At 32.8% G+C, this 24,487-nt stretch carries 16 protein-coding genes; 15 read left to right on the top strand and 1 reads right to left on the bottom strand.

Features of this window, described 5'->3' with window-relative positions:
• Positions 1–44: 44 nt before the first annotated feature.
• On the bottom strand, positions 45–545 hold the full coding sequence (locus ABEB18_RS01560) for a carboxypeptidase-like regulatory domain-containing protein (protein WP_348797245.1): 501 nt from the start codon (positions 543–545) through the stop codon (positions 45–47).
• 229 nt (positions 546–774) lie between these two features.
• Here ABEB18_RS01560 and corA point away from each other — a divergent pair, with 229 nt between their 5' ends.
• From corA to ABEB18_RS01485, 15 genes are all read left to right on the top strand, one after another.
• Positions 775–1,845 (top strand): magnesium/cobalt transporter CorA, encoded by a 1,071-nt coding sequence (corA, locus tag ABEB18_RS01555; RefSeq protein WP_348797244.1) that lies wholly within the window; start codon positions 775–777, stop codon positions 1,843–1,845.
• A gap of 110 nt (positions 1,846–1,955) precedes the next feature.
• Positions 1,956–4,049 carry a phosphate acetyltransferase gene (gene pta / locus ABEB18_RS01550; protein ID WP_348797243.1) on the top strand — a complete coding sequence of 698 codons (2,094 nt, stop codon included), beginning with the start codon at positions 1,956–1,958 and terminating at the stop codon, positions 4,047–4,049.
• 75 nt (positions 4,050–4,124) lie between these two features.
• A complete protein-coding gene (locus ABEB18_RS01545) occupies positions 4,125–5,321 on the top strand; it encodes an acetate/propionate family kinase (RefSeq protein WP_348797242.1) in 1,197 nt (398 codons plus the stop codon).
• Positions 5,322–5,428: 107 nt separating this feature from the next.
• Entirely contained in the window at positions 5,429–8,170 is a 2,742-nt protein-coding gene (locus tag ABEB18_RS01540) for a helix-turn-helix and ligand-binding sensor domain-containing protein (RefSeq protein WP_348797241.1), read from the top strand.
• A gap of 242 nt (positions 8,171–8,412) precedes the next feature.
• Positions 8,413–11,418 carry a SusC/RagA family TonB-linked outer membrane protein gene (locus ABEB18_RS01535; protein ID WP_348797240.1) on the top strand — a complete coding sequence of 1,002 codons (3,006 nt, stop codon included), beginning with the start codon at positions 8,413–8,415 and terminating at the stop codon, positions 11,416–11,418.
• Positions 11,419–11,422: 4 nt separating this feature from the next.
• The gene (locus ABEB18_RS01530) at positions 11,423–12,877 is read left to right on the top strand and encodes a RagB/SusD family nutrient uptake outer membrane protein (protein ID WP_348797239.1); all 1,455 of its coding nucleotides are present in this window, start codon (positions 11,423–11,425) and stop codon (positions 12,875–12,877) included.
• Between the two features lie 18 nt (positions 12,878–12,895).
• A complete protein-coding gene (locus tag ABEB18_RS01525) occupies positions 12,896–13,873 on the top strand; it encodes a LamG-like jellyroll fold domain-containing protein (protein WP_348797238.1) in 978 nt (325 codons plus the stop codon).
• Positions 13,874–13,948: 75 nt separating this feature from the next.
• The gene (locus tag ABEB18_RS01520; protein WP_348797237.1) at positions 13,949–15,334 is read left to right on the top strand and encodes a glucoamylase family protein; all 1,386 of its coding nucleotides are present in this window, start codon (positions 13,949–13,951) and stop codon (positions 15,332–15,334) included.
• A gap of 77 nt (positions 15,335–15,411) precedes the next feature.
• Complete coding sequence (bglX, locus tag ABEB18_RS01515) at positions 15,412–17,712, top strand: beta-glucosidase BglX (RefSeq protein ID WP_348797236.1); 2,301 nt, start codon at positions 15,412–15,414, stop codon at positions 17,710–17,712.
• A gap of 97 nt (positions 17,713–17,809) precedes the next feature.
• Entirely contained in the window at positions 17,810–18,583 is a 774-nt protein-coding gene (locus ABEB18_RS01510; RefSeq protein ID WP_348797235.1) for a glycerophosphodiester phosphodiesterase family protein, read from the top strand.
• 19 nt (positions 18,584–18,602) lie between these two features.
• The gene (locus ABEB18_RS01505; RefSeq protein ID WP_348797234.1) at positions 18,603–20,525 is read left to right on the top strand and encodes a discoidin domain-containing protein; all 1,923 of its coding nucleotides are present in this window, start codon (positions 18,603–18,605) and stop codon (positions 20,523–20,525) included.
• Between the two features lie 153 nt (positions 20,526–20,678).
• Positions 20,679–22,052, top strand: coding sequence for a M20/M25/M40 family metallo-hydrolase (locus ABEB18_RS01500; RefSeq protein WP_348797233.1), 1,374 nt, complete (start codon positions 20,679–20,681; stop codon positions 22,050–22,052).
• A gap of 94 nt (positions 22,053–22,146) precedes the next feature.
• Entirely contained in the window at positions 22,147–23,004 is an 858-nt protein-coding gene (gene nadC, locus ABEB18_RS01495; RefSeq protein WP_348797232.1) for a carboxylating nicotinate-nucleotide diphosphorylase, read from the top strand.
• A 3-nt stretch (positions 23,005–23,007) separates the two neighbouring features.
• Positions 23,008–23,934, top strand: a complete 927-nt coding sequence (locus tag ABEB18_RS01490; RefSeq protein ID WP_348797231.1) for a YihY/virulence factor BrkB family protein — start codon at positions 23,008–23,010, stop codon at positions 23,932–23,934.
• A gap of 109 nt (positions 23,935–24,043) precedes the next feature.
• Positions 24,044–24,478, top strand: coding sequence for a DUF2147 domain-containing protein (locus ABEB18_RS01485; RefSeq protein WP_348797230.1), 435 nt, complete (start codon positions 24,044–24,046; stop codon positions 24,476–24,478).
• The last annotated feature ends 9 nt before the right edge of the window (positions 24,479–24,487 follow it).

The following is a 24,487-nucleotide window of genomic DNA, read 5'->3' as shown; positions in this document are numbered from 1 at the left end:
TCAAATTTTTTAATCTCTCTACTGCTAAAAGAATAGGTAGATTTTTAATCTCTTTTAAATTTAATTTTGACAACTTCGGTTATTAATTGTGTGTCTTTTTCTAAATACAATTTTAAAGCAGTCTCGTCATCAGTAAGTTTCAATTCTATATTTTCATATCCGATATATGCAAATTTTAGAATATCTCCTTTTTTGGCAGTTACTGAGAACTCACCATTTGAATTGGTAAATATTTTTTTTTCATAATCATTTATGCTTATTGTAGCTCCAGATAAAGGAGTTCTGTTTTCGTCATATATGATTCCAGTATATTTTTTTGTGCCTTTTCTTGTTTGAGCATCTGTTGAGTTGTCAACATTATTGTAATCTGTAAGGTTTATGTTTATAGATTCCTGTGCTTTACTTTCTTGATTTCCTAAAATAAAAAGCATAAGCAATAAAGTGACTGTGATCCAAATTGTGCTTTTTTTGTTTTGGCTATATGTTGTATCTTCTAGTTTTTTATGACAAGAATTAGGAATTGCTATTTGAAATATCTGATTCATTTTTGATTTTTTTGGCAATTTAAATAAAAATTATTAAAGTAATTATTTTTATGCATAATTTTTACAGATATGATATAATGTAGGTGATTTTAAAATAATATTGAAAATTATTAAAATAATTCATTTTTTTTATAATTAATATAAATATGATACGCTGTTAATGGTTTTTAAACCGTTTTGTAAAATATTAATATTATTTTTTTTGTAATATTACTATAGAAAACATTTTATGAGAAAGATTAAATATAAGAAAGGACGTAAAATACAATCTACGAATTTAGAATATACAGGTTTGCATAAAAGTCAAGAGTCCGAGATGCAACTTTTTGTATATGATAATGTTGATATTATTGAGTATGAAAAATTATTGCCAATTGCTTTAGATTCTTGCTTAGATATTTCAAAGAATAATTGGCTAAATATTCATGGACTCAATGATATTGATTTAATAAAAAAGGTTGGTGATCGGTTTAATATTGACGATTTTTTGTTGGCTGATATTTTAAATACAACCAAAAGGACTAAATTAGAAGAGCGACTTGAAATTCTGTTTTTCAATATCAAATCCATTTTACCATCTGGAGATTCAGACGATATAAGAGTCGAACAGATCAGTTTTGTTCTTAAAGAAGGAATTTTGATTTCGTTTCAAGAAAAGCGAAGTGATTTTTTTACGCATATTCGGGAGCGTCTCCGTTTGCATGGCGGAATTGTGCGCTCTAGAAAAGTAGATTATTTGCTTTATTTATTGTTAGATGCGGTAATCGAAAATTTTTACATTACAATTGAAAACGAAGAAAATAAGATTGAGCAACTCATTAATATGACCAAGAATGGAGCAGATCCAATTATTTTAGAGCGAATAGAAAATCATCGAGATAATTTTAATTTCTTGAAACGTTCTATCATTCCGTTGCGTGATTCCTTGTATGATTTGAAGAGTATAAAAGATGATGATATGTTTAATGGAGTCGAAAATAATACTTTTAGTTTTTTCTCACGATTGCATCAAAAATGTCTAGAGTTGTTAGAACAAATAGACTCAGATATGAGTTCTCTCGAGAGTGCTTCGAATTTTTATTTTTCTGAACAAAGCCGAAAGATGAACGAGATTATGAAGACACTAACAATTATATCAGTGATATTTATTCCGTTGACTTTTATAGTGGGAGTTTATGGAATGAATTTTGAAAATATGCCCGAATTGAGGATGATAAACGGTTATTTTATTGTTATTGGTATAATGTTTCTAATCGTTATCGGAATGGTTATTTATTTCAAAAAGAGAAGATGGTTTTAAATGGTTTGTAAATAATTGATTTTTTTTGGTTAAAACTGATTTTGGTCATTTTTCTTAGTGAATTAATCTGTTAATTTTGTAAGAAGTCAAAAGCTTAAAAAAAGATAAAAATGAAAAAAGCAATATACATCGCTACTGTAGAAGAGAATTGTGGAAAAACAATAATTACTTTGGGATTATTGAGAATGCTTTTAGGGAAAACAGCAAAAGTAGGCTATTTTAGGCCTATTATTGAAGATTGTGAAGAAGGCAAAAAAGATTCTCATATCGAAATGGTACTTTCTTACTTTGATCTTGATATTAAATACGAAGAAGCTTATGCGCTTTCGAAGAGTAATTTAATTAAGAAAAATAATAAAGGAAAACTTGGTGATGTTGTCGATTTGATTATTGATAAATACAAACAGTTAGAAGATCGTTTTGATTTTATTCTGGTTGAGGGAACTGGTTTTACAGGTGAAGGAACTGCTATAGAATTGGATACTAATGTTTTAATTGCTAAAAACTTACAAATCCCAACCATTATTGTGGGGTCGGGTGTAGGGAAAACATTAGAGGAATTAATTGATAGTTTAAATTTAGCGTATAGTTCATTCAAGAGTAAAGAGGTCGAAGTTATTGCTGTTATTGCCAATAAAGTACAACCCGAAAATATAGAATTGGTAACCAATGGATTAAGAAAAAGTTTACCAGCATCTGTACTAGTAAACTCAATTCCTTTAATTGGTAGTTTGAACAACCCAACTATTCAGGAAATTGTCGAAGTTTTGGATGCTAAAATATTATTTGGACACGATTATTTACACAATCAAACAGGAAGTTATAGTATTGGAGCAATGCAGTTGTGTAATTATTTGTTACATCTCAAAGAAAATGGGCTTATTATCACTCCAGGAGACAGAGCTGATATAATTCTTGGAGCTTTACAAGCAAATGAATCTAGTAATTATCCCTCAGTTTCAGGAATTGTTTTGACCGGAAATATTACTCCCGAAGAGAGTATTATGAAATTAATAGAAGGACTTTCTCCAGTTGTACCAATATTTACAGTCGAAGGCGGAACGTATCATATAGCTAATAAAATAGGAAATATTAAATCTAAAATTCACCCTAATAATTTTCAGAAAATAGAAACTTCAATTAACACTTTTGATAAGTATGTTGATTTAGATGTTTTACTTGATAAGTTTAATGCTTTTGAAGCAGAAGGGATGACACCAAAAATGTTTTTATACAATTTGGTTAAAAGAGCGAAAGCTCATCGAAAACATATTGTTCTGCCAGAAGGGAATGATGATAGAATTATAATCGCTGCAGCTCGCTTGCAAGCAATGGATGTGGTTGATCTTTCGATTATAGGGAATAAAAAACAAATTGAAAATAAAGTTGCCGAATTAGGGTTGGAATTTGATTTTTCTAAAGTTCCTATTATTTCTCCGATTGATTCTGAGCATTACGAAGATTATGTAAATACGTATTTCGAATTAAGGAAAGCTAAAAACGTAACATTAGCAATGGCCAAAGATTTACTCGAAGATGTTTCTTATTTTGGTACAATGATGGTCCATAAAGGTCATGCTGACGGTATGGTTTCTGGAGCTGCTCATACTACTCAACATACTATTTTGCCTGCATTACAATTTATTAAAACCAAGCCAAATTCATCTGTAGTTTCATCTATATTTTTTATGTGTTTAGAGGATAGGGTTTCTATTTTTGGAGATTGTGCAATTAACCCAAATCCAACAGCAGAACAGTTGGCGGAAATAGCCATTTCATCTGCCGATTCAAGTTTAGCATTTGGAATTGAGCCTAAAGTGGCAATGCTATCTTATTCATCAGGTTCGTCTGGTAAAGGTGATGAAGTAGAGAAGGTGAGAGCTGCAACAGAAATTGTTAAACAAAAACGTTCTGATCTTAAAATTGAAGGGCCTATTCAATATGATGCTGCTGTTGATCTTGAGGTTGGACAAAGTAAAATGCCAAACTCAGAAGTTGCTGGTCATGCAAGTGTTCTAATTTTCCCAGATTTAAATACAGGAAACAATACCTATAAAGCCGTTCAAAGAGAAACTGGAGCCTTAGCAATTGGACCTATGTTACAAGGGTTAAATAAACCTGTAAATGATTTAAGTAGAGGTTGTACAATTGATGATATTATAAATACAGTTATTATTACTGCAATTCAAGCACAAGGTCTTTAAATTAATATAAAAATGTAGAGATTGAATGATTTAAAATTGTCTTTTAATTTTTTCAATCTTTTAATAAAATTAAAAATGAAAATAGTAATTATAAATTCGGGAAGCTCCTCTATTAAATACCAATTAATTGAAATGCCAATAGGAGAGGTGATTTGTTCTGGGATAATCGATAGAATTGGTTTAGATGCTTCAAATTTTTCTTATGTCACTCAAACCAATAAGGTAGAAGAGATTTTACCTATTGCAAATCATAAAATCGGCTTGCAAAAGATTGCACAATTCTTAATGGACGAAAAAGTTGGGGTAATACAAAGTACCGAAGAAATAAAAGCTGTTGGTCACAGGGTGGTACACGGAGGGAGTTCTTTTTCGGACACCACATTAATTACCAAAGCCGTAAAAGATGAAATCAGAAAATTATGTGATTTAGCTCCGTTGCATAATCCTGCTAATTTAGAAGGTATTAATGTGGCCGAAGAAATTTTTAGAACTGCAAAGCAGGTAGTGGTTTTTGATACTGCTTTTCATCAAACAATGCCTGTTGAAGCGTATAAATATGCAATACCAAATTATTTGCTGAACGAACATAAAATCAGAGCCTATGGTTTTCATGGGACTTCTCATAAGTATGTTTCAACAAAAGCTATCGAGTATCTAAAAACATCCAACTTGCCTTATCAAAATATAATTTCGATTCATTTGGGCAATGGTTGTAGTATTACTGCAGTAAAAGATGGTAAGTGCATAGAAACGTCTATGGGTTTTACTCCACTTAGTGGACTAATTATGGGGACAAGAAGTGGTGATATTGATGTGTCTGTTATATTTCATTTGATAAAATCATTGAATTATACTGCCGATGAAGTGAATACTTTATTACAAAAACAAAGCGGTATGCTTGGGTTGACAGGTTTTAGTGATTTGAGAGATATTCAAGAGAAGGCTTCCAACGGAGATAAAGATTGTCAGTTGGCTTTGGCAATGAATACGTATCGAATCAAAAAATATATTGGGTCGTATGCTGCAGCCTTAAACGGCCTAGATGCAATTATTTTCACAGCGGGAATTGGCGAGAATTCAGACGAAATTAGGAGATTGGTTTGTACCGATATGGAATTTTTAGGCCTTGAATTGGATGTTGCTAAAAACAAAATTCGTTCAAAGGAAATTCGAGAAATCAATATGCCTCAATCCAAAGCGAAAATCTTAGTTATCCCAACCAATGAAGAGATAGAAATCGCAAACCAGGTATATAATTTGTTATTAAATTAACTGCTTAACCAAACTATTTTAAATGATGATTAGCCTCTGAGTCCAGGGGCTTTTTTTGTGGCTTTTTTTAAAGAAATGTAATTATATTTGATAAAAAAAAATACATTTTGAAAACTAAACTATTTTATATTATTATTTCTGTTTTTTTGACAATCTCTTTGTCGGCTCAAGAATTATTACCTTTTGTAGAGAATTACAACAAATCAAATTACCAAGGAGACAATCAAATCTGGAATATTGTTCAAGGAAAGGACAATGCTATATATTTTGCCAACAATAATTATTTATTGAGATATGATGGTGTAAAATGGGAAAAATATACACTCCCTAATAAAACAATTATACGCTCTATTATGGTAGAGGGAGACAAAATTTATTCGGGCTCATATCAGGAGTTTGGTTATTGGTATCGAAAAGATGCCAAAATGCATTACGTATCTGTATCAAAAGGAAAAGATGTCTTTGATGCTAATAATAATGAGGAAATTTGGAAGATTTTTAAATTTAAAAATAATATTTACTTCCAGTCTTTCAACGGTATTTTTAGATATGATGGTAAGTTAATAAAAGAAATTAAATTACCTTTTCTTATTTCGTATTGTTTTGTTGTCGATAATCAATTGTTGATTGCTTCTGTAGAAAAAGGGGTTTTTAAATTGAATAATGACAAGATTGAAAAAGTAAATGGATTATCACTTTTAGAAAACAATGTAATTCACGCTATACAGAAGTATAAGGACAAAACATATTTTTTTACCAAAAAGCATGGTGTTTTTGTTTTGGAAAACAATGTTTTGAGTCCTTGGCGAAAAGGGTTAAATGAGATTTTAAAATCAGCAAATATAAACGTAGCACAGTTTATCAAAAATGATAAATTGATAATAGGTACAGTAAATGATGGGGTTTATCTTTTGGATTTAAAAGATGATTCGTATAAAAACATTAATAGGAATAATGTTTTAATGAATAACTCAATTTTATGTATTGGTCTTGATAAAGAAAATAATCTTTGGTTAGGGCTCGATAATGGAATTGCTCATATTGAAGTCAATTCACCAATCTCAATATTTTATGATAGTTCAGGGATTTTAGGATCTGTATATTCTGTAGCAAGTATACCTAATGGTTATATGATGGCATCTAATCATGGTGTTTTTAAATACGAAAATAAAAAACTTAAAATGATTCCTGGTACACAGGGACAAGCATGGGATATTAGCGAGATTAAAAATCAGTATCTAATTGGACATAATGAAGGAACGTATGTTTATAAAAATGGAGCTTTTAATAAGTTAAGTTCGATAAATGGTGGTTGGAATTTATCTAAAAGTGCAATTAGTAATACCTATTTACAAGCAACTTACAGTGGAGTTGTGATATATACTAATGCAGATGATTTAAATCAAAAGAATTTTATTACTGGACTATTAAAACCTATTAAGTACTTAGCTCAAAATAGTAAAAATGAAATTTGGGCAGCTGATATAAATCGGGGATTGTATCGGATTGTTTACAACGATAATTATGAAACCAAAGTTGATAATGTTACACAACGTAGCAACATCAAAAACGATTTTGGAGTTAAGATATTTGAGTTTAGAAATGAAATTCTCTTTTTGATTGATAATTCGTGGTATACCTATAACTCAATAACTAATAAATTAGAGTTAAATGAGTTGTTTAATTCTAATTTTAAAAACGTTTCAGATATTGTGGGTATTGATGAAAATCACTTTATGGTTCTTCAAAATGGTCTTCTTTATCATATTTATGCAAAAGAATCGAAATTCATTAGAAATAGTATTCAGGAGAAATATTATAAAGGAAAGATTATCAATAATAATCTAAAAGTTTTTAAGGATAAAAAAAACTATCTATTAAATCTTGATGATGGCTTTATTTCATTAGAATTAAAAGACAATAATAAACAGAAGGCTGATGTTAAGCTTGAGGTTTTTGTTGATAATATTTTAAAGTCAAATTCCGAAAAAATTAAACATGATTCTGAATTGAGAATTGATGTAATTTCAGGTATTTATGGGATTTCAAAACCTGACTTGTTTTTTAGAATTAATGATAAAAAAGAGTTTATTCCAGTAAAAGATGGTGAAATTTTCATGAATACATTAAGTAGTGGTTCGCACAGTATTTCTATCTATAATAATAATGGTTTGTCTTATGATAAAGTAGCAGATTATCAATTTGTTGTAGCAAATCCATGGTATTTTTCGGTCTGGATGATATTGGTGTATCTGATTTTAGTTGCTTTCATATTGTATCTTTATTATAAGTGGAATAAAATGAAATACATTCAGAAATTGAAACTTCAAAAAGAAGAATTAAAGCATCAAAAAGCAATTCTTGAAATGGAGCTAAAGGCAGAAAATGAATTGAATATTCAAGAATATGAAAAACATATTTTAGAACTTGAACTACAGACTAAGTCGTCAGAAGTTGCAGGGAAATCACTTTCTATTGCTAAACAGAGTGAGATGATCGAAAATATTCAAAACATTTTAGAAACAGAATCTGATTTGAATAAGCTGAAAAGCGAGATTAAGAAAGCAATAAAAATAAACGCTGCTAACAAGCACGAATGGGAAATTTTTGAAACTAATCTGAATCAAATTCACAATGAGTTTATTGTTGCACTTTCTAAAAAATTTCCAAATCTTACCCCAAAAGATATTAAACTTTGTGTGTACCTAAAAATGAACTTATCCTCAAAAGAAATAGCTCCATTGATGAATATTTCGTTTAGAGGCGTAGAGTTACATCGTTATCGATTGCGAAAAAAATTAGGTCTTTCTCAGGAAGAAACTCTTTCTAAATTTTTATTATCTATATAATAATGGCTTTTTTTTTATAAAATATTTATTTTTAAACCACTTTTGTTGCAAAATAACAATACATCATTACTACATCATTACTGTTTGAGACACTACTTGTTAATTATTTGCAAACCCTTAATTATAAGGTTTTTTTTGTGCTTTTTTTGACTTTGATGAGTCTATGTAGTAGTGGTAATTCATCAACTACAACGTTGTAATTCTCTAATTTAGCTCCACTAACTAAAACGTTTATCAAACTTATGAGAAATTTTATTTTTAGCTTTTTAGCACTTATTCTACTACCAGCCTACATGTCTGGACAAGTAGTAAAAGGAAAAGTATTGGATCAGGGCGGAATGGGAATACCAGGAGCGTTTATTGTTTCCGGTAATTCATCTGCCGAAACTGATTTTGACGGTAATTTTAATATCAAAGCCAAAGCAGGCGATGTGTTAAAAGTAAGTCTAGTCGGTTTTGAATCTGTGACTGTGACCGCAACAAATGAGCCAATGTCTATAACGTTGTCTGAAGCTCAAGACACCAAACTAGACGAGATTGTTATTATCGGATATGGAACAAGAAAGAAAGTAGATAATACTACAGCAATTTCTTCAATTAAAGCCGAAGAAATCACCAAAACCAAAGTATTGAATGCTTCTCAAGCTATTCAGGGTAAAGCTGCGGGGGTACAAGTTATCGGCTCTGATTTGCCTGGAAGTACTCCATCAGTGGTTATTAGAGGTCTGGGTACGGCATTAGGAGGGCGTAGTCCTTTGTATATTGTAGATGGAATGCCTACCGAAAATATTAATAATATTAATACTAACGATATTACTTCGTATGAGATTCTGAAAGACGCATCTTCTCTTGCAATTTATGGTAATAGAGCCGCAAATGGTGTTATTATTATTACAACCAAAAAAGGAAAAGGAGATAAAATAACAGTAGAGTTGGAAAGTTTTGCTGGAATCCGAAATCCTTTGAAAAAAGTAAAAATGGCAGGAAGCAACAAATATTCGCACTATTCTAATGTGGCTTTGCAATCTACTACTTTTTCACAAGATCAACCCGTAAATACAGATTGGTTTGACGAAATTACAAGAACAGGAACCTATGTTCAAAACAATGCTTCGGTTTCGGGAAGTTCAGAGAATATTAAATACTTTTTTAGTTTAGGAAATTATGACGAAAAAGGAATTCTGAACGGATTAGAATACAATCGTACAACTATTAGAAATAATAATGAATTTAAGATTTCTAAAAAATTAACACTCAATCAAAACCTGAGTTTGACCTCTACAAGATCTACTCCAAAACCTCTTAGTGCATTTACCAATGCTTACAAACAATCGCCGATAGTACCAGTTTATTTTTCAAATGGCGAGTATGGAGTTTCATGGGTTGGTAGCGATGGGTTTGCTGGGGTAACAGGATCATCATTCAATAATGTTGGTAATCCTGTGGCACAACTTGATTATTTTGATGAGCAACAAAAAAGCATCACTCTACAAGGAGGTTTACGATTAGATTATGAAATCATTGAATCATTAAAGTTTACCTCTCAATTTAATGGCGAATATTACAATTGGAAGAACTATAATTTTGAAGCAACTAAATCTATTTGGGAATCTGGTAATAATCCAGGCAATTCAGACATTATTATCTATCCGAGTGATAAGAATCTTAATGTATTGAAAAAAGGAAGAGAGGAATATTTTAATTGGAATTTATCTAATTACTTAACCTATAATAAACTGTTTGCAGATATTCATGATGTTGAAGTAACCGTGGGTATGGAAACATCAGTTAAAGGGGCTAGAGAGAAATTATCTATAGATCGAAAAAATGTAAATACAGATTCAAATTATTGGGCTCTTAAAGATGTTGATTATTCAGGAAATATAATCAGTTACAAAGACGAGGTTTATAATGAAGCTAGATTAGCCTCTTATTTTGGACGTTTTCAATACAAATTGATGGATCGATACTTGTTAACTGGAACATTAAGACGTGATGGATCATCAAATTTTGGTAAAGATTATCGCTGGGGAACCTTTCCTGCTTTTGGTTTAGGTTGGATTCTTACTAAAGAAAACTTCTTGTCAGATTCAAAAAGCATCAATTTGTTGAAATTAAGAGGAGGTTGGGGTAGATTAGGAAATCAAAATGTTCCTCTTAACAATCAAGCCTATACTTCGGGTGTTGATAGTTATTTAGGAGGCTCTATTTTGTATCCAGGAACAACTATTAATTCGCAAATTGATCCAAGTTTGTCTTGGGAAATTACTGAAGAGTTATCTGTGGGTCTTGATTTCGAATTTTTGGATAGTCGATTAAAAGGAACTTTAGATTACTATGACAAAAATACTAATAATGTTATTTTAAATACATTACCATACATAACTTCGGGTATTACTACATCTTCACCTGCACACGTTGGAGAGGTTTCAAACAAAGGTTTTGAAGTGTCCTTGCGTTGGGATGACAAAATAGATGACAACTGGAGTTATTGGATTGGAGGAAACTATTCTAATAACAAAAATGAACTTTCGAGTCTAAAAAATACAACATTAGCTACTCTTAACGGTGGAAGTTTAGGAAATGGTCAAACCACTAAGATATTAGATAACACTTCTATTGGTCAGCCGTTAGGAAGTTTTTATATGTATGAGTATGCAGGTTTTGATCCTACTAATGGTAAAATGTTATACCATACTGCAGCTGGAACAGTTGTTACTCAAGAAGCATTGGATATTAATAAAGACAGAAAATATGTGGGGTCTATTTTACCAACATCAACCTACGGAGTTACTTTAGGTTTGAATTTTAAAAACTTTGATTTTTCAGTTGATGGATATGGTACTGCTGGTGCCAAAGTGTATAACGGAAAAAAAGCGCAACGTTTTACTGGTGAAAATATCGAAGATTCATTGGCAACAGATTTTTGGACAGTAAACAATACTTCAGGTGCTAATCCTGGTCCTTTCAATCAAGTGCCTGTTGCTTCAACTTATTATTTAGAATCAGGTGACTTCTTTAGAATAAACAATATCACTTTAGGATACAAATTACCTTTCAAAGAAGGTGCTTTTGTAAGCTCATGCAGAGTTTATGTAAACGCAATTAACCCATTTATTACTCAAAAATTCTCTGGATTTTCTCCTGAGTTAAATGGAAATGGTAGTCCTTACGAAAGTCAAGGTATTGAGTTGGATGCCTATCCTACTTTGAGATCATTTGTGATTGGTGCTAATTTAAAATTTTAAAACGATGAAAAAGATATATATATCAATGATTGCCTTGACGGCTTTATTATTTACTGCCTGTGGAGATGATTTTTTGGATGTTGATCAAACAGAAACAATCTCTACTAAAGATATAGAAATGTTTAACAACAATGAAGGGGCAGCAACTTTTGTTACGGCTATCTACAATGAGTTTTTGCAATGGGATATGTCTTCTTTTGGATGGATAGGACTTTCAAGTATCACTTCAGACGATGCCGACAAAGGTTCGTCACCAGGAGATACAGGAACTGATAAAGATGTACTGGATGCGTTAACCTACAATGCCTCAAATCCATCTGCCGAAAGTACCTTCAAAGCTAATTATGCTGGAATAAACAGATGTAATCAAGCATTGGATATTCTTCCAAAATTAGACAAAGCCGATGCGTCATTACGTGCTAGGTTAGAAGGCGAAGCAAAATTCCTAAGAGCATTCATGTATTTTACTTTGGTAAAATGTTACGGAGGAGTGCCAATTATAGACCATTTGCCAAATCCTTCTTCAGAAGAGGATAGAATAATGCAATTAACTCGTAAACCAGTTGCTGATGTGTATGCTTACATCGAAAAGGATTTAAATGAAGCTATAGCAGTTTTACCTACAAAAGCATCTTATCCAGCTAGCGAAAAAGCAAGAGCTTCAAAAGGAGCTGCATATGCATTGTTAGCTAAAGTTAGTCTTTATCAAAAAAAATGGCAGGAAGTGATTGATAATTGCAATCTAGTAACAGGTTATAGTTTGGTTACAGATTATGCTTCTATGTTTAGATTAGCAGGGGAGAACGGACCAGAATCTATTTTTGAGATCAACGGTGTTGCAAGCGTGCCTATCAAAGGAATACCTGGATACTCCAATACACAAGGTGCTCGTGGTGCCGGTGGATGGGGATGGGGTTTTAATACACCATCCGAAAGTCTGGTAAACGCTTATGAAGAAGGTGATGTCCGCAAAGACGCAACCATTATTTTTGAAGGAACTACTTTGTATGACGGTAGATTTGTTCCTACATCAGTTGAAAATCCACGATACAACTACAAAGCATATTCATCAACTTTTACGGATGCGTGGGAAACTGATACTAATATCATTTACTTACGATATGCCGAAGTGTTATTAATGAAAGCTGAGGCTTTAAACGAGTTAGGACAAACTTCTCAAGCTATTCTTTTATTAGATCAGATTCGAAATAGAGCTGGTTTAGATGATACTACTTTTAGTTCGCAATCCGATATTAGAACCGCAATTTGGAGAGAGAGAAGGGTAGAAATGGCTTTTGAACATGATAGATTCTTCGATTTAGTGAGAACAGGTCAAGCCAAAACGGCTTTTGAAGCTGATAATAAAGTTTTTACTGTTGGTAAAAACGAATTATTTCCTATTCCAGCATCATTCATAAGAGAAGCAGGTGGATTGTCTGAGCAAAATCCTGGTTATTAATTCCTAAAAAATAGAACAATGAAAAAAAATAAATATATTTTCTTACCTGCTTTAGTGATAGCAACTCAATTTTTTGGAAGTTGTAACGAGGAGAGTATAGATAAACAAAATGATCCAATTCCGTACGAGTCAATCGGTGGTTATGAGAATTCTGATGAAATTGAAGCAGAGCATTTAGTAGCTAAGTTTAGTTTTGAAAATAATTTGACAGATAGTAAAACTAATATTAGTAATGCTACGGGAACAAATATAGGTTATGCTGAAGGGGCAAAAGGAAATGCATATAACGGTTCCAATTCTCAAGAACGTTATTTTGTAGCCGATGCTACAACTGCAATAACTGGCCTAAATAGTTATACTTTTTCCTTTTGGATGAATACAGCTAACACTGTTAATCCTGCAACTCCTGGTCAAGGAAAAGGAGCGCAAGGTATTTTTTCGGTAGTTCGCCCGACTGAGTTTTGGGGAGGCTTAAATGTGTTTTTAGAAAATCCCGATAGTGCATTCCCGAATCGTATCCGTTTGAAATTTAGTATGGAAAATGGTAGAGCAGGAGTTGCTTGGAGAGGACAAGGGGCTATTGTAAATATTGATGGAAACCTTAATAAATGGATTCATGTAGTTTTTTCTTATGATGCTAGTACTAGTATAATTTCAGCTTATATAAATGGGGAATTAGCTACTAATTTAGGAGGTTTCCCTTATGCACCTGCTACAGGTGTAAATGGGACTGCCACTTTATATGCAGATGATCCTGGAAGTTTAGATAATAAAAATGGTGCTCCAAAATATGGAAATCTTGAAATGGTTGGTACTAATGGTAAAATTGTTTTCGGAACTCATCCATTTGAAACAACACCTCCTCAAAATAACGGAAGTCAACAAGATTGGGCTACTAGTTTTGCTGGTTTGTTAGACGAATTTAGAATTTACAATACTGCATTAGCACCAGGAGATGTCCGTTTCTTGTATAAACTAGAAATAGATAATAGATAGAAAATAAAAAGCACACCTGAAAATAATGATAAATCAGGTGTGTTTTTTAAAATCATTAATGCTATATTTTATAAAATGAAAAATCAGCTATTCATATTGCTTTTTTTAGGTTTTTTTCATTCCTGTACTGCTTCGTCTCAAGAGGGCAATAGCGAAGGAACTCCATTGCCTATAACTCCAACTATTCCAAACACACCTTTAACCGATAAAGAAGCAATGGATCAGGTTCAAAAAGATGCTATCAAATATTTCTGGGATTATGCCGAACCAAATTCGAAATTAGGTCGAGAACGCTATCATACTGATAATCCTAGTTTTGAAGCAAATAAAGTTACTACAGGAGGATCTGGTTTTGGATTGATGACTTTGATCGTTGGAATCGAGAGAGGTTTTATCCCAAGAGCCGAAGCGGTTAGCCGAATGACAACTGCTATGAATTTTCTTGAAAAAGCTGAAAGATTCCACGGAGCTTGGTCACATTGGATTGATGGAGCCACTGGTAAAGCGATTACTTTCGGAAATAAAGATGATGGTGGAGACATTGTAGAAACGGCTTTTTTATGCCAAGGTTTAATTGCTGTTCGAGAATATTTCAAGAATGGAAATACTGCCGAAAAAGAATTGGCTACCAAAGCAGATAATTTATGGAAAGGAGTAGAGTGGAGTTGGTACACAAATGGTGAAAACGCTATGTATTGGCACTGGTCACCAACGTATCAATGGGAAATGAAGTTTAAATTAGAAGGCTATAACGAATGTTTGATTGCCTACATTATGGGAGCTGCTTCTCCAACTTATCCAATTCCAAATGAAGCTTATCATGAAGGTTGGACTCGAAATGGAACTATCCAAACTACCAAAACCCAGTATGGGATTCCTTTGGTTTTTAAATATAATACAGTTGGTGGTAATGCTGGACCTTTGTTCTGGGCTCAATATTCTTATTTAGGATTAGATCCCTCTCAATTGTCTGATAAATATGCTAATTATTGGGAATTAACTCAAAATCAAGCCAAAATTATTTACAGTTATTGTGTAGATAATCCAAAAAAATGGAATGGATATTCTGATAAATGCTGGGGTCTCACCGCTAGTTATTCACGAAATACTGATGGCACAACTGGATATTCTGCACACGATACCAATAATGATTTAGGGGTTATCACCCCAACTGCTGCGCTATCTTCGTTTCCGTACACTCCAGCCGAAAGTATGAAATTTTTGCATTATCTATACAACGAAAACAAATCAAAATATGTAGGTATTGCAGGGCCTTACGATGCGTTTTCTCCCCATTACAACTGGGTTACACCTCGTTATCTAGCCATAGATCAAGGTACTATAGCACCAATGATCGAAAATTATCGTACAGGTCTGTTGTGGAAATTGTTTATGAATGCTCCAGAGGTCAAACAAGGCTTGATCAATCTGGGATTTCATTCAGGTAAATACGGATTTTAGAGGTTAAATAAAATAATGACAATTCGAATTGAAAGAACTAGTTTTTTTAATTCGGAAGTCAAAAATACAATACACTTATGAAAAATATAATAGTCTTATTTTTTTTAGGATGCACAGTTTTGGGTTTTGCTCAAAAAAAAGGTGCAAAAAATACAACGAAAATTAAGCCAAAAGCCGAATTTGTAGCTGATTTGCTTTCCAAAATGACATTGGATGAAAAATTAGGGCAATTAAATTTACCAACTTCCGGTGATATTACTACGGGACAGGCCAGTAGTTCAGATGTTGCCAAAAAAATAGCTGAAGGAAAAGTTGGTGGTTTGTTCAATATCAAATCGGTTCAAAAAATTAAAGAAGTACAGCGAATTGCAGTCGAAAAAAGCCGTTTAAAGATTCCATTAATTTTCGGAATGGACGTTATTCATGGGTACGAAACCACATTCCCAATTCCGCTTGGTCTGTCCTGTACTTGGGATATGAAATTGATTGAAAGAAGTGCTCAAATAGCTGCTCAGGAAGCAAGTGCTGATGGTATCAATTGGACTTTTTCGCCAATGGTTGATATCTCTCGTGATCCTCGCTGGGGAAGAGTTTCTGAAGGTTCTGGTGAAGACCCGTATTTAGGAAGTCAAATCGCAAAAGCTATGGTCGAAGGGTATCAACAAAAAGATCTTTCTAAAAACAATACAATTTTGGCCTGTGTAAAGCATTTTGCGCTGTACGGTGCTCCAGAAGGCGGACGTGATTACAATACGGTTGATATGAGTCATATCCGAATGTTTAATGATTATTTTCCTCCTTACAAGGCTGCTGTCGATGCGGGTGTAGGATCAGTTATGGCTTCATTTAATGAAGTTGATGGGATACCGGCTACTGGAAACAAATGGTTGATGACGGATGTATTGAGAAAGAAATGGGGATTCGACGGATTTGTAGTTACCGATTTTACGGGTATTCCAGAAATGATAGCTCACGGAATGGGTGATTTGCAAACCGTTACTGCCTTGGCTCTTAATGCAGGTGTCGAAATGGATATGGTTGGCGAAGGATTTACAACTACTTTAAAAAAATCATTAGACGAAAAGAAAGTGACAATTGAACAAATCAATCATGCTGTTACATTGATTTTGAATGCAAAATATGATTTGGGTCTATTTGAAGATCCGTACAAATACTGTGATGATAAAAGAGCCAAAACTGAAATTTTCACGTCAGCAAGTAGAGATGAAGCCCGAAAAATAGCTGCCCAATCATTGGTATTGTTAAAAAATCAAAATCAATTATTGCCCTTAAAAAAATCTGGAACAATAGCGCTTATTGGACCTTTGGCAGATGCCAAAAACAATATGTCAGGTACTTGGTCAGTTGCGACTAATGGCGAAAAATGTATTTCATTATTAGCAGGAATTCAAGAAGTAGCTGGGAAAAATACAAAAGTGCTTTATGCAAAGGGTAGTAATCTTGATTATGATGAAACTCTTGAAACCAACGCAACCATGTTTGGAAAAACATTAAACAGGGACAAACGCTCTAAAGAGGAAATGTTAGCAGAGGCCTTAAAAGTTGCGAATCAATCTGATGTTATTGTGGCTGCACTTGGTGAATCTGCCGAAATGAGTGGCGAGAGTAGCAGTCGTACGAATTTAGAAATTCCTCAAGCTCAAAAAGATTTATTAAATGAATTGCTAAAGACAGGTAAACCAGTTGTACTTGTGTTATTTGATGGGCGTCCATTAATTTTGAATGATGAAAATGCAACTGTCCCAGCTATTTTAAATGTCTGGTTTGCTGGTAGCGAAGCTGGATATGCGATTGCTGATGTTTTGTTTGGTGATGTAAATCCGTCTGGTAAGCTAACCACAACTTTTCCAAGAAGTGTTGGTCAATTACCTATTTATTATGCGCACAAAAACACTGGAAGACCGCTAATGAATACAGAAGGAAAATTCGAAAAGTTTAGATCTAATTATTTAGACGAAAGAAACGAGCCGTTATTTCCATTTGGGTATGGGATAAGCTACACTTCGTTTGAATACTCAAATCCTAAGATTTCATCTGATAAAATGACTTCTAACGAAAAATTAAAAGTAAGTATAGAGGTTGCTAATACAGGTAATTATGACGGGAAAGAGGTTGTGCAATTGTATATTAGAGATGTTGTAGGATCAGTAACAAGACCTGTTAGAGAGCTTAAAGGATTTCAAAAAATAATGCTCCAAAAAGGAGAAAAACAAACCGTGACTTTTGAAATAAGTGTTGAAGATTTGAAATTCTATAATTCTGATCTGCAATTTGTTGCAGAACCTGGGGAATTTGAGATTTTTATAGGAGGCAATTCAAATGCAGATAAAAAAGTTAATTTCAATTTAGTAAATTAAGTTTGGTTAGTAATTTGGTTAGCCCTTCGTTTTGGTTAGACGAAGGGTTTTTTTAAATTTTTTTATTGGTAAAAGGATGAGCATAAAAAACCTTTTTTTGAAACTTCTTGTTTTAATTGTAGCGATTGTTTTTGTATCGTGTACTGTAAAAAGAAATGGCATTGTTGCTCATAGAGGGGCATGGAAGAAAAATAATTTACCCGAAAATTCTATTGCAGCTTTGCGACATGCGATCGATTTAAAACTTCCTGGTTCGGAATTTGATGTTTGGAGAACGGTTGATGATTCACTTATTATCAATCACGACTCGCATTATAATAAAATGCTTATCGAAACAACTAATTATAATGATTTGGTTCGGTTTACACTTTCAAATGGGGAAAAACTTCCAACATTATACGAATATATTTTAGAAGGGAAACGAAACAACAAACATACTCTTTTGGTTTGCGAAATAAAACCTTCCGAAATAAGTAAAGAACGCGGAAAAGAAACGGCTTTAAAAACAGTTGCGCTAATCAAAAAAATGAAAGCCGATAAAGTGACTTGTTATATAAGTTTTGACTACGGAATTCTGAAGCAAATTAGAGCAGTTGACTCTAAAACTTCATTGCAATATTTAGAAGGAAATAAGTCTCCCAAAGAAATCAAACAAGACGGGATTTCAGGTGTCGATTATCATTATTCAGTTTTCAAGAAGCACCCAGAATGGATTAAGGAAGCCAAAGAAAAAGATGTGATTTTAAATGTTTGGACTGTTAATGATGTAGTGGATATGGATTGGGTTATTCAGCATGAATTCAATTATATAACTACAAATGAACCTGAGATTTTAAAGAATAGAATAAAGCATAAAAAGCAAATTAACTAATTTTATATCTCTATCAATTATGAAAGTAATATTCAAAATAAAAATATTGCGAGTTCTTTTGGTAATGATATTTTTTAATTGCCATCTTACTGCGCAAAATTCTGGAAAAACAGACTGGTTTGATTCAAATAAGCCTGCTACTACATATTGTAATCCGATTAATATAGGTTATAATTACACAACGTATAACCATAACGGAATTCCTGAATCTAGACGTTCTAGTGCTGATCCAGTTATTATTACTTATAAAGGGGAATATTATTTATTTGCTACAAATCAAGCTGGTTTTTTTTGGAGTAAAGATATGTCGGATTGGAATTTTGTTTATGGCAGTTTTCAACGAAAACCAAGCGATGATGATCAGTGTGCACCAGCAGCTTGGGTGGTCAATGATACTTTGTTTTATGTGGGTTCTACTTGGAAAAAAGATCACCCTATCTGGAAATCAGCTGATCCTAAATCCGGACGATGGACACGACATGTAAATACTGCAATGTTACCGACTTGGGATCCTGCTATTTTTCAGGATGATGATAAAAAGGTTTATATGTACTATGGTTCAAGCGGAAAACTACCTCTTGTTGGAGTCGAAGTTGATTATAATACTTGGCTTCCTAAAGGCAATCAAGCTGATTATTCCAAATTATATTCTGCTACCGAAGTTGAAGATATTCAGCAACCTTACGGGCAAGCAAAAGCAGTAGTTGGTTTGGATCCAAAGTTACATGGTTGGGAACGTTTTGGTCCCAATAACGACATGGAACCAGCGCCTTGGGGCAATTTTATAGAAGGGGCTTGGATGACCAAATACAATAGTAAATACTATATGCAGTATGGGGCTCCCGCAACAGAGTTTAAAGGGTATGCCAATGGAGTGCATGTAGGCAATAATCCTTTAGGTCCTTTTATGTATCAAAAACACAACCCAATATCGTATAAACCAGGTGGTTTTGTAATTGGGGCTGGGCACGGAAATACTTTTAAAGATGTTTTTGGTAATTACTGGAATACAGGAACTTGTAAGATTTCAATTAAAGATCGATTCGAACGTAGGATTGACATGTTTCCTGCTGGATTTGATAGCGATGATATTATGTATTCGATTACTGCTTATGGAGATTATCCTACAATACTTCCAGCTGATAAGAGGAATCATGCTCAAGGGGCTTTTTCAAATTGGATGTTGCTTTCTTATAAAAAACCTGTGATAGTTTCTTCTTTTGAAGAATGTAAAGAGGTAGAAACTCATAGGATGGATAATGGTGGAAAAAAAGTATTTGAGAAATTTTGTTACGATGCTTCAAATCTAACCGATGAAAATATTCAGACATATTGGTCAGCAACAACTGATAATCCTGGTGAATGGTTGCAACTTGATTTGAGTAGAAAAATGGAAATTCGTGCTTTACAAATTAACTATGCCGATCATAAAGCAACGCAATATAATAAAGCAATGGATATTTATTATCAATATAAAATTTATATGTCTGATGATGCTCAAAATTGGACATTGGTTGTGGATAAATCTCAAAATGATAAAGATGTTCCTCATGATTATGTCGAATTAATAAAACCGATTAACGCTCGTTATATAAAAATGGTTAATATTCATAATGCATCAGGTTTATTTGCTATTTCGGATTTTAGAGTTTTTGGTAATGGATTGGAAGAAAAACCTAAGTCAGTATCTGATTTTAAAGTTAAAAGAAACGCATCAGATGCACGAAATGCTGTTGTTTCATGGAAAAAAACACCTAATGCAATTGGTTATACCATTTATTATGGAATAGCTCCAGATAAACTATACAACAATATAATGGTCTATGATGATAATTCATATGATTTTAGAGGTTTGGATAAAGAAACTCAATATTATTTTGCAATCGAAGCATTTAACGAAAATGGAATTGGTTCAAGAAGTAAAATTCTTTCGGTGAAATAAAACAACTCAGTAAAAGCAATAACTAAGAAAAACTTTTTTTGAGCTTTTTTTCAAAAGGGAAAGGAAAAATTTCCGAGTTGAAAAGATTTTTGTTCCTTTGTATTGAAGCTGAAAACGGCTACTAATACTAATTCAAAAACGACCTCATACCGTATGAAAAAAAGATTTCTTTTAACCGCTTTGATTTTAAGTGGATTATCTACAGTTGCGCAAACTAATGAAGAAAACAATATCAAATTATTTTATAAAAAAGCCTTGACCGAATCAAAGTGTTATACTTGGTTAGAATATTTATCAAATGATATCGGAAGTCGTTTGTCTGGTTCTGACAATGCAGCAGCAGCCGTTCAATATACCAAATCGCAGTTAGAATCATTAGGATTGGATAAAGTGTATTTACAAGAAGTAATGGTACCGCATTGGGTTCGTGGCGAAAAAGAAATCGCATATATTCTCGATGACAAAACAAAGACCGAAGTTCCTATTTGTGCCCTTGGTGGTTCTGTGGCAACTGCAAAAACAGGGCTTACTGCCGAAGTTATTGAAGTCTTAGGAATTGATGAATTGAAACAGTTAGGCGATAAAGTAAAAGGTAAAATTGTGTTTTTTAATAGACCAATGAATCCAGAAAATATTGAGACTTTTAAATCTTACGGAGCTTGTGTAGATCAAAGATTTGCAGGTGCAAAAGAAGCTGCTAAGTTGGGTGCTGTTGGAGCTATTGTGCGTTCTATGAATTTACGTTTAGATGATTTTCCTCATACAGGAGCTCAAAGTTATGGCGACTTACCTAAGGAACAATATATTCCAACAGCTGCCATTAGTACCAATGGTGCTGAGTTATTGAGCAAATCGTTACAAAATAATCCTGCTTTAAAATTTTATTTCAAACAATCCTGTGAAACTTTGCCAGATGTTTTATCTCACAATGTAATTGGAGAAATTACAGGAACTGAACATCCGGAAAATATAATGGTTGTGGGTGGTCATCTTGATTCTTGGGATTTAGCCGATGGTTCACATGATGACGGAGCAGGTGTTGTACAAAGCATGGAAGTAGTTCGTATTCTTAAGAATTTAAATTATAAACCCAAAAATACGATTCGTGTTGTTTTGTTTATGAATGAAGAAAACGGTGGAAAAGGTGGAGCAAAATATGAGGAAGTTTCCAAACAAAAGAACGAAAACCACATTTTTGCTTTAGAGAGTGATTCTGGAGGTTTTTCTCCCAGAGGTTTTTCAATTGATGCTGATGATCTTAATTTTCAAAAAATAAAAGGCTACAAATCTTTATTCGAACCGTATTTGGCAGATAGTTTTACTATTGGTCATGCTGGTTCAGATATTACACATTTAACTTCTAAAAAAATTGTAAAAGCGGGGTTAAAACCAGATTCTCAACGTTACTTTGATTATCATCATGCTGCCAATGATAAATTTGATGCTATTAATAAAAGAGAGCTCGAACTTGGAGCTGCTACAATGACTACCTTGCTTTATTTGATTGACCAAAAGGGAATCGAATAAACTATAAGATTAGCATAGATATAGCGATTGATTTTTAAATTTTTTTAATGCTCAAAATAAATTTATTTTAGCGTCTCATTTAAAAAATAAAACAATGATTACTGAAGCTCAGTTTCAAAACGAATTAAAACTATTAATTGCAAATTCTATTCGAGAAGATGTAGGTAGTGGTGACTACAGTTCGTTGGCCTGTATTCCTGAGAGGGCTAACGGAAAAGCAAAATTATTGGTAAAAGAAGACGGCATAATTGCTGGTGTTGCTTTTGCAAAAATGATTTTTGAGTATGTAGATCCAAAATTACAAATTGAAACTTTTATTGAAGATGGTGCAGTTGTCAAAAAAGGAGATGTCGTTTTTCATGTTTCGGGAAGTTCACAGTCTATTTTAAAATCAGAAAGAGTGGTGTTAAATTCTATGCAGCGTATGAGTGCTATTGCAACAAAAACAAATAGTTATGTGCAGTTGTTAAAGGGAACTCAAACAAAGGTATTAGATACTCGAAAAACAACACCTGGATTTCGTGTAGCCGAAAAATGGGCTGTAACAATTGGTGGTGGAGAAAATCATCGTTTCGCTTTGTATGATATGGTGATGTTAAAAGACAATCATATTGATTTTGCTGGGGGAATTACATTGGCAATTGCTAAAACCAAAGCTTATCTTAAAGCAAATAATCTGGATTTAAAAATTATAGTTGAAGCTAGAAATCTTGCAGAAATAGAAGAAATTTTAAAGAGCAATGGTGTTTATAGGATTTTAATTGATAATTTTAATTATGAGGACACTCGTACTGCTGTTGCTTTAATTGGCGATAAATGCCAAACTGAATCTTCAGGAAATATTAATGAAACAACTATGCGTCATTATGCCGAATGTGGGGTAGATTATATTTCTTCGGGTGCCTTAACTCACTCTATTTACAATATGGATTTAAGTTTAAAAGCAATTTAAAAGATGACTTTAAAAATTGAAAGTAAACTCGAAAATATTCCTGTCGTAAGAAACTTTATGCATGTTCTAAGAAAAGTAAAATTGCCTGGTTTGGGCGGTTTTTCTCTTTATGATTTATTAGAAATGTATTTTAAAGGGATTCTTGAAGGGGCATTTTCGTATCATGCTAGTGCTGTAGCTTTTAGTTTTTTTATGGCTTTATTTCCATTTGCCTTATTTATTTTAAACTTAATTCCTTACATCCCAATCGAAGGGTTTCAGAATGATTTTTTGCAGTTTGTCAAAGAAGGGGTGCCACCAAATACTTATGATGCTATTGCGACAATTATCAACGATATTCTCAATAATAGTCATTCGGGGTTGGTATCTTCTGGGTTTTTATTGTCAATTTTTTTAATGGCAAATGGAATCAATGGTATTCTGGGTGGATTTGAATCTTCTAAACATGTTTTGGTAAAAAGAGGTTTTCTTAACCAATATTTGACAGCATTGTGGATTTCTTTGTCGTTGTCTATTCTGTTGCTTCTAACGGTTGCTATAATTGTTGTTTTTGAGGTCGCTATTCAAAGTACAATGATTCAAGATGTTTTGAGTGATCAAATTCCGTTAATTATTTTAGGAAGATATGCTTTTGTTATTCTGATGATTTTGATAACAACTTCAATATTATTGCGCTACGGAACAAAACAATCTCACAAGCCTCCTTTTATAAGTATTGGTTCAGTTTTTACAACCATTCTAATTATTGTTTCTTCTTATTTTTTTGGAATATGGGTTATCCGATTTTCAAAATATAACGAATTGTACGGTTCTATCGGAACTTTATTAATCATGATGTTCTATATCTGGATCAATTGCATGATTTTGTTATTAGGATTTGAATTGAATGCTACAATTCATAAATTAAAAAAGAGCAAATCGAAGTATTAAAGTTGGTTTTGAAATCTTTTTTAATTGAAATTTCGTATTCTTGTCTTAAATAATTTTAGTATTGTGTTTTTTGAATAATAAAATTTTAGCATCAATAATTTAGTAAAAAATGAAAAAAGGTATCGTATTTAGTTTGGTTGTGTTCTTTTTGATAATTTTTAATGGACAATGTCAAACGGTTTTGGGTAAATGGAAAACGATTGATGATGAAACAGGACAAGCTAAATCTATTGTTGAAATTTATGAGAAATCAGGGAAGATTTATGGCAAAATTATCGATATTGTAAATGTTGAAAAGCGAAAAGCACTGTGTACTAAATGTTCTGGAGACGATAAGAATGCGCCAATTTTAGGATTAATAGTTATTAAAGGGCTTGTAAAAGACGGAGATGAATACAACGGCGGTAGAATATTAGATCCAGTAAATGGAGAAGAGTACAAATGTTTAATTGCTCTTGAAGGCAAAGATAAACTTAAGGTGAGAGGTTTTGTAGGCTTTTCTTTAATTGGAAGAACACAATATTGGTACAGAGTAAAAAATTAATTGATAAAA

The sequence above is a fragment of the Flavobacterium adhaerens genome (assembly GCF_040045115.1).
In the GTDB taxonomy this organism is placed as follows: domain Bacteria; phylum Bacteroidota; class Bacteroidia; order Flavobacteriales; family Flavobacteriaceae; genus Flavobacterium; species Flavobacterium adhaerens.
This window is presented reverse-complemented; position numbering and strand designations above follow the sequence as displayed.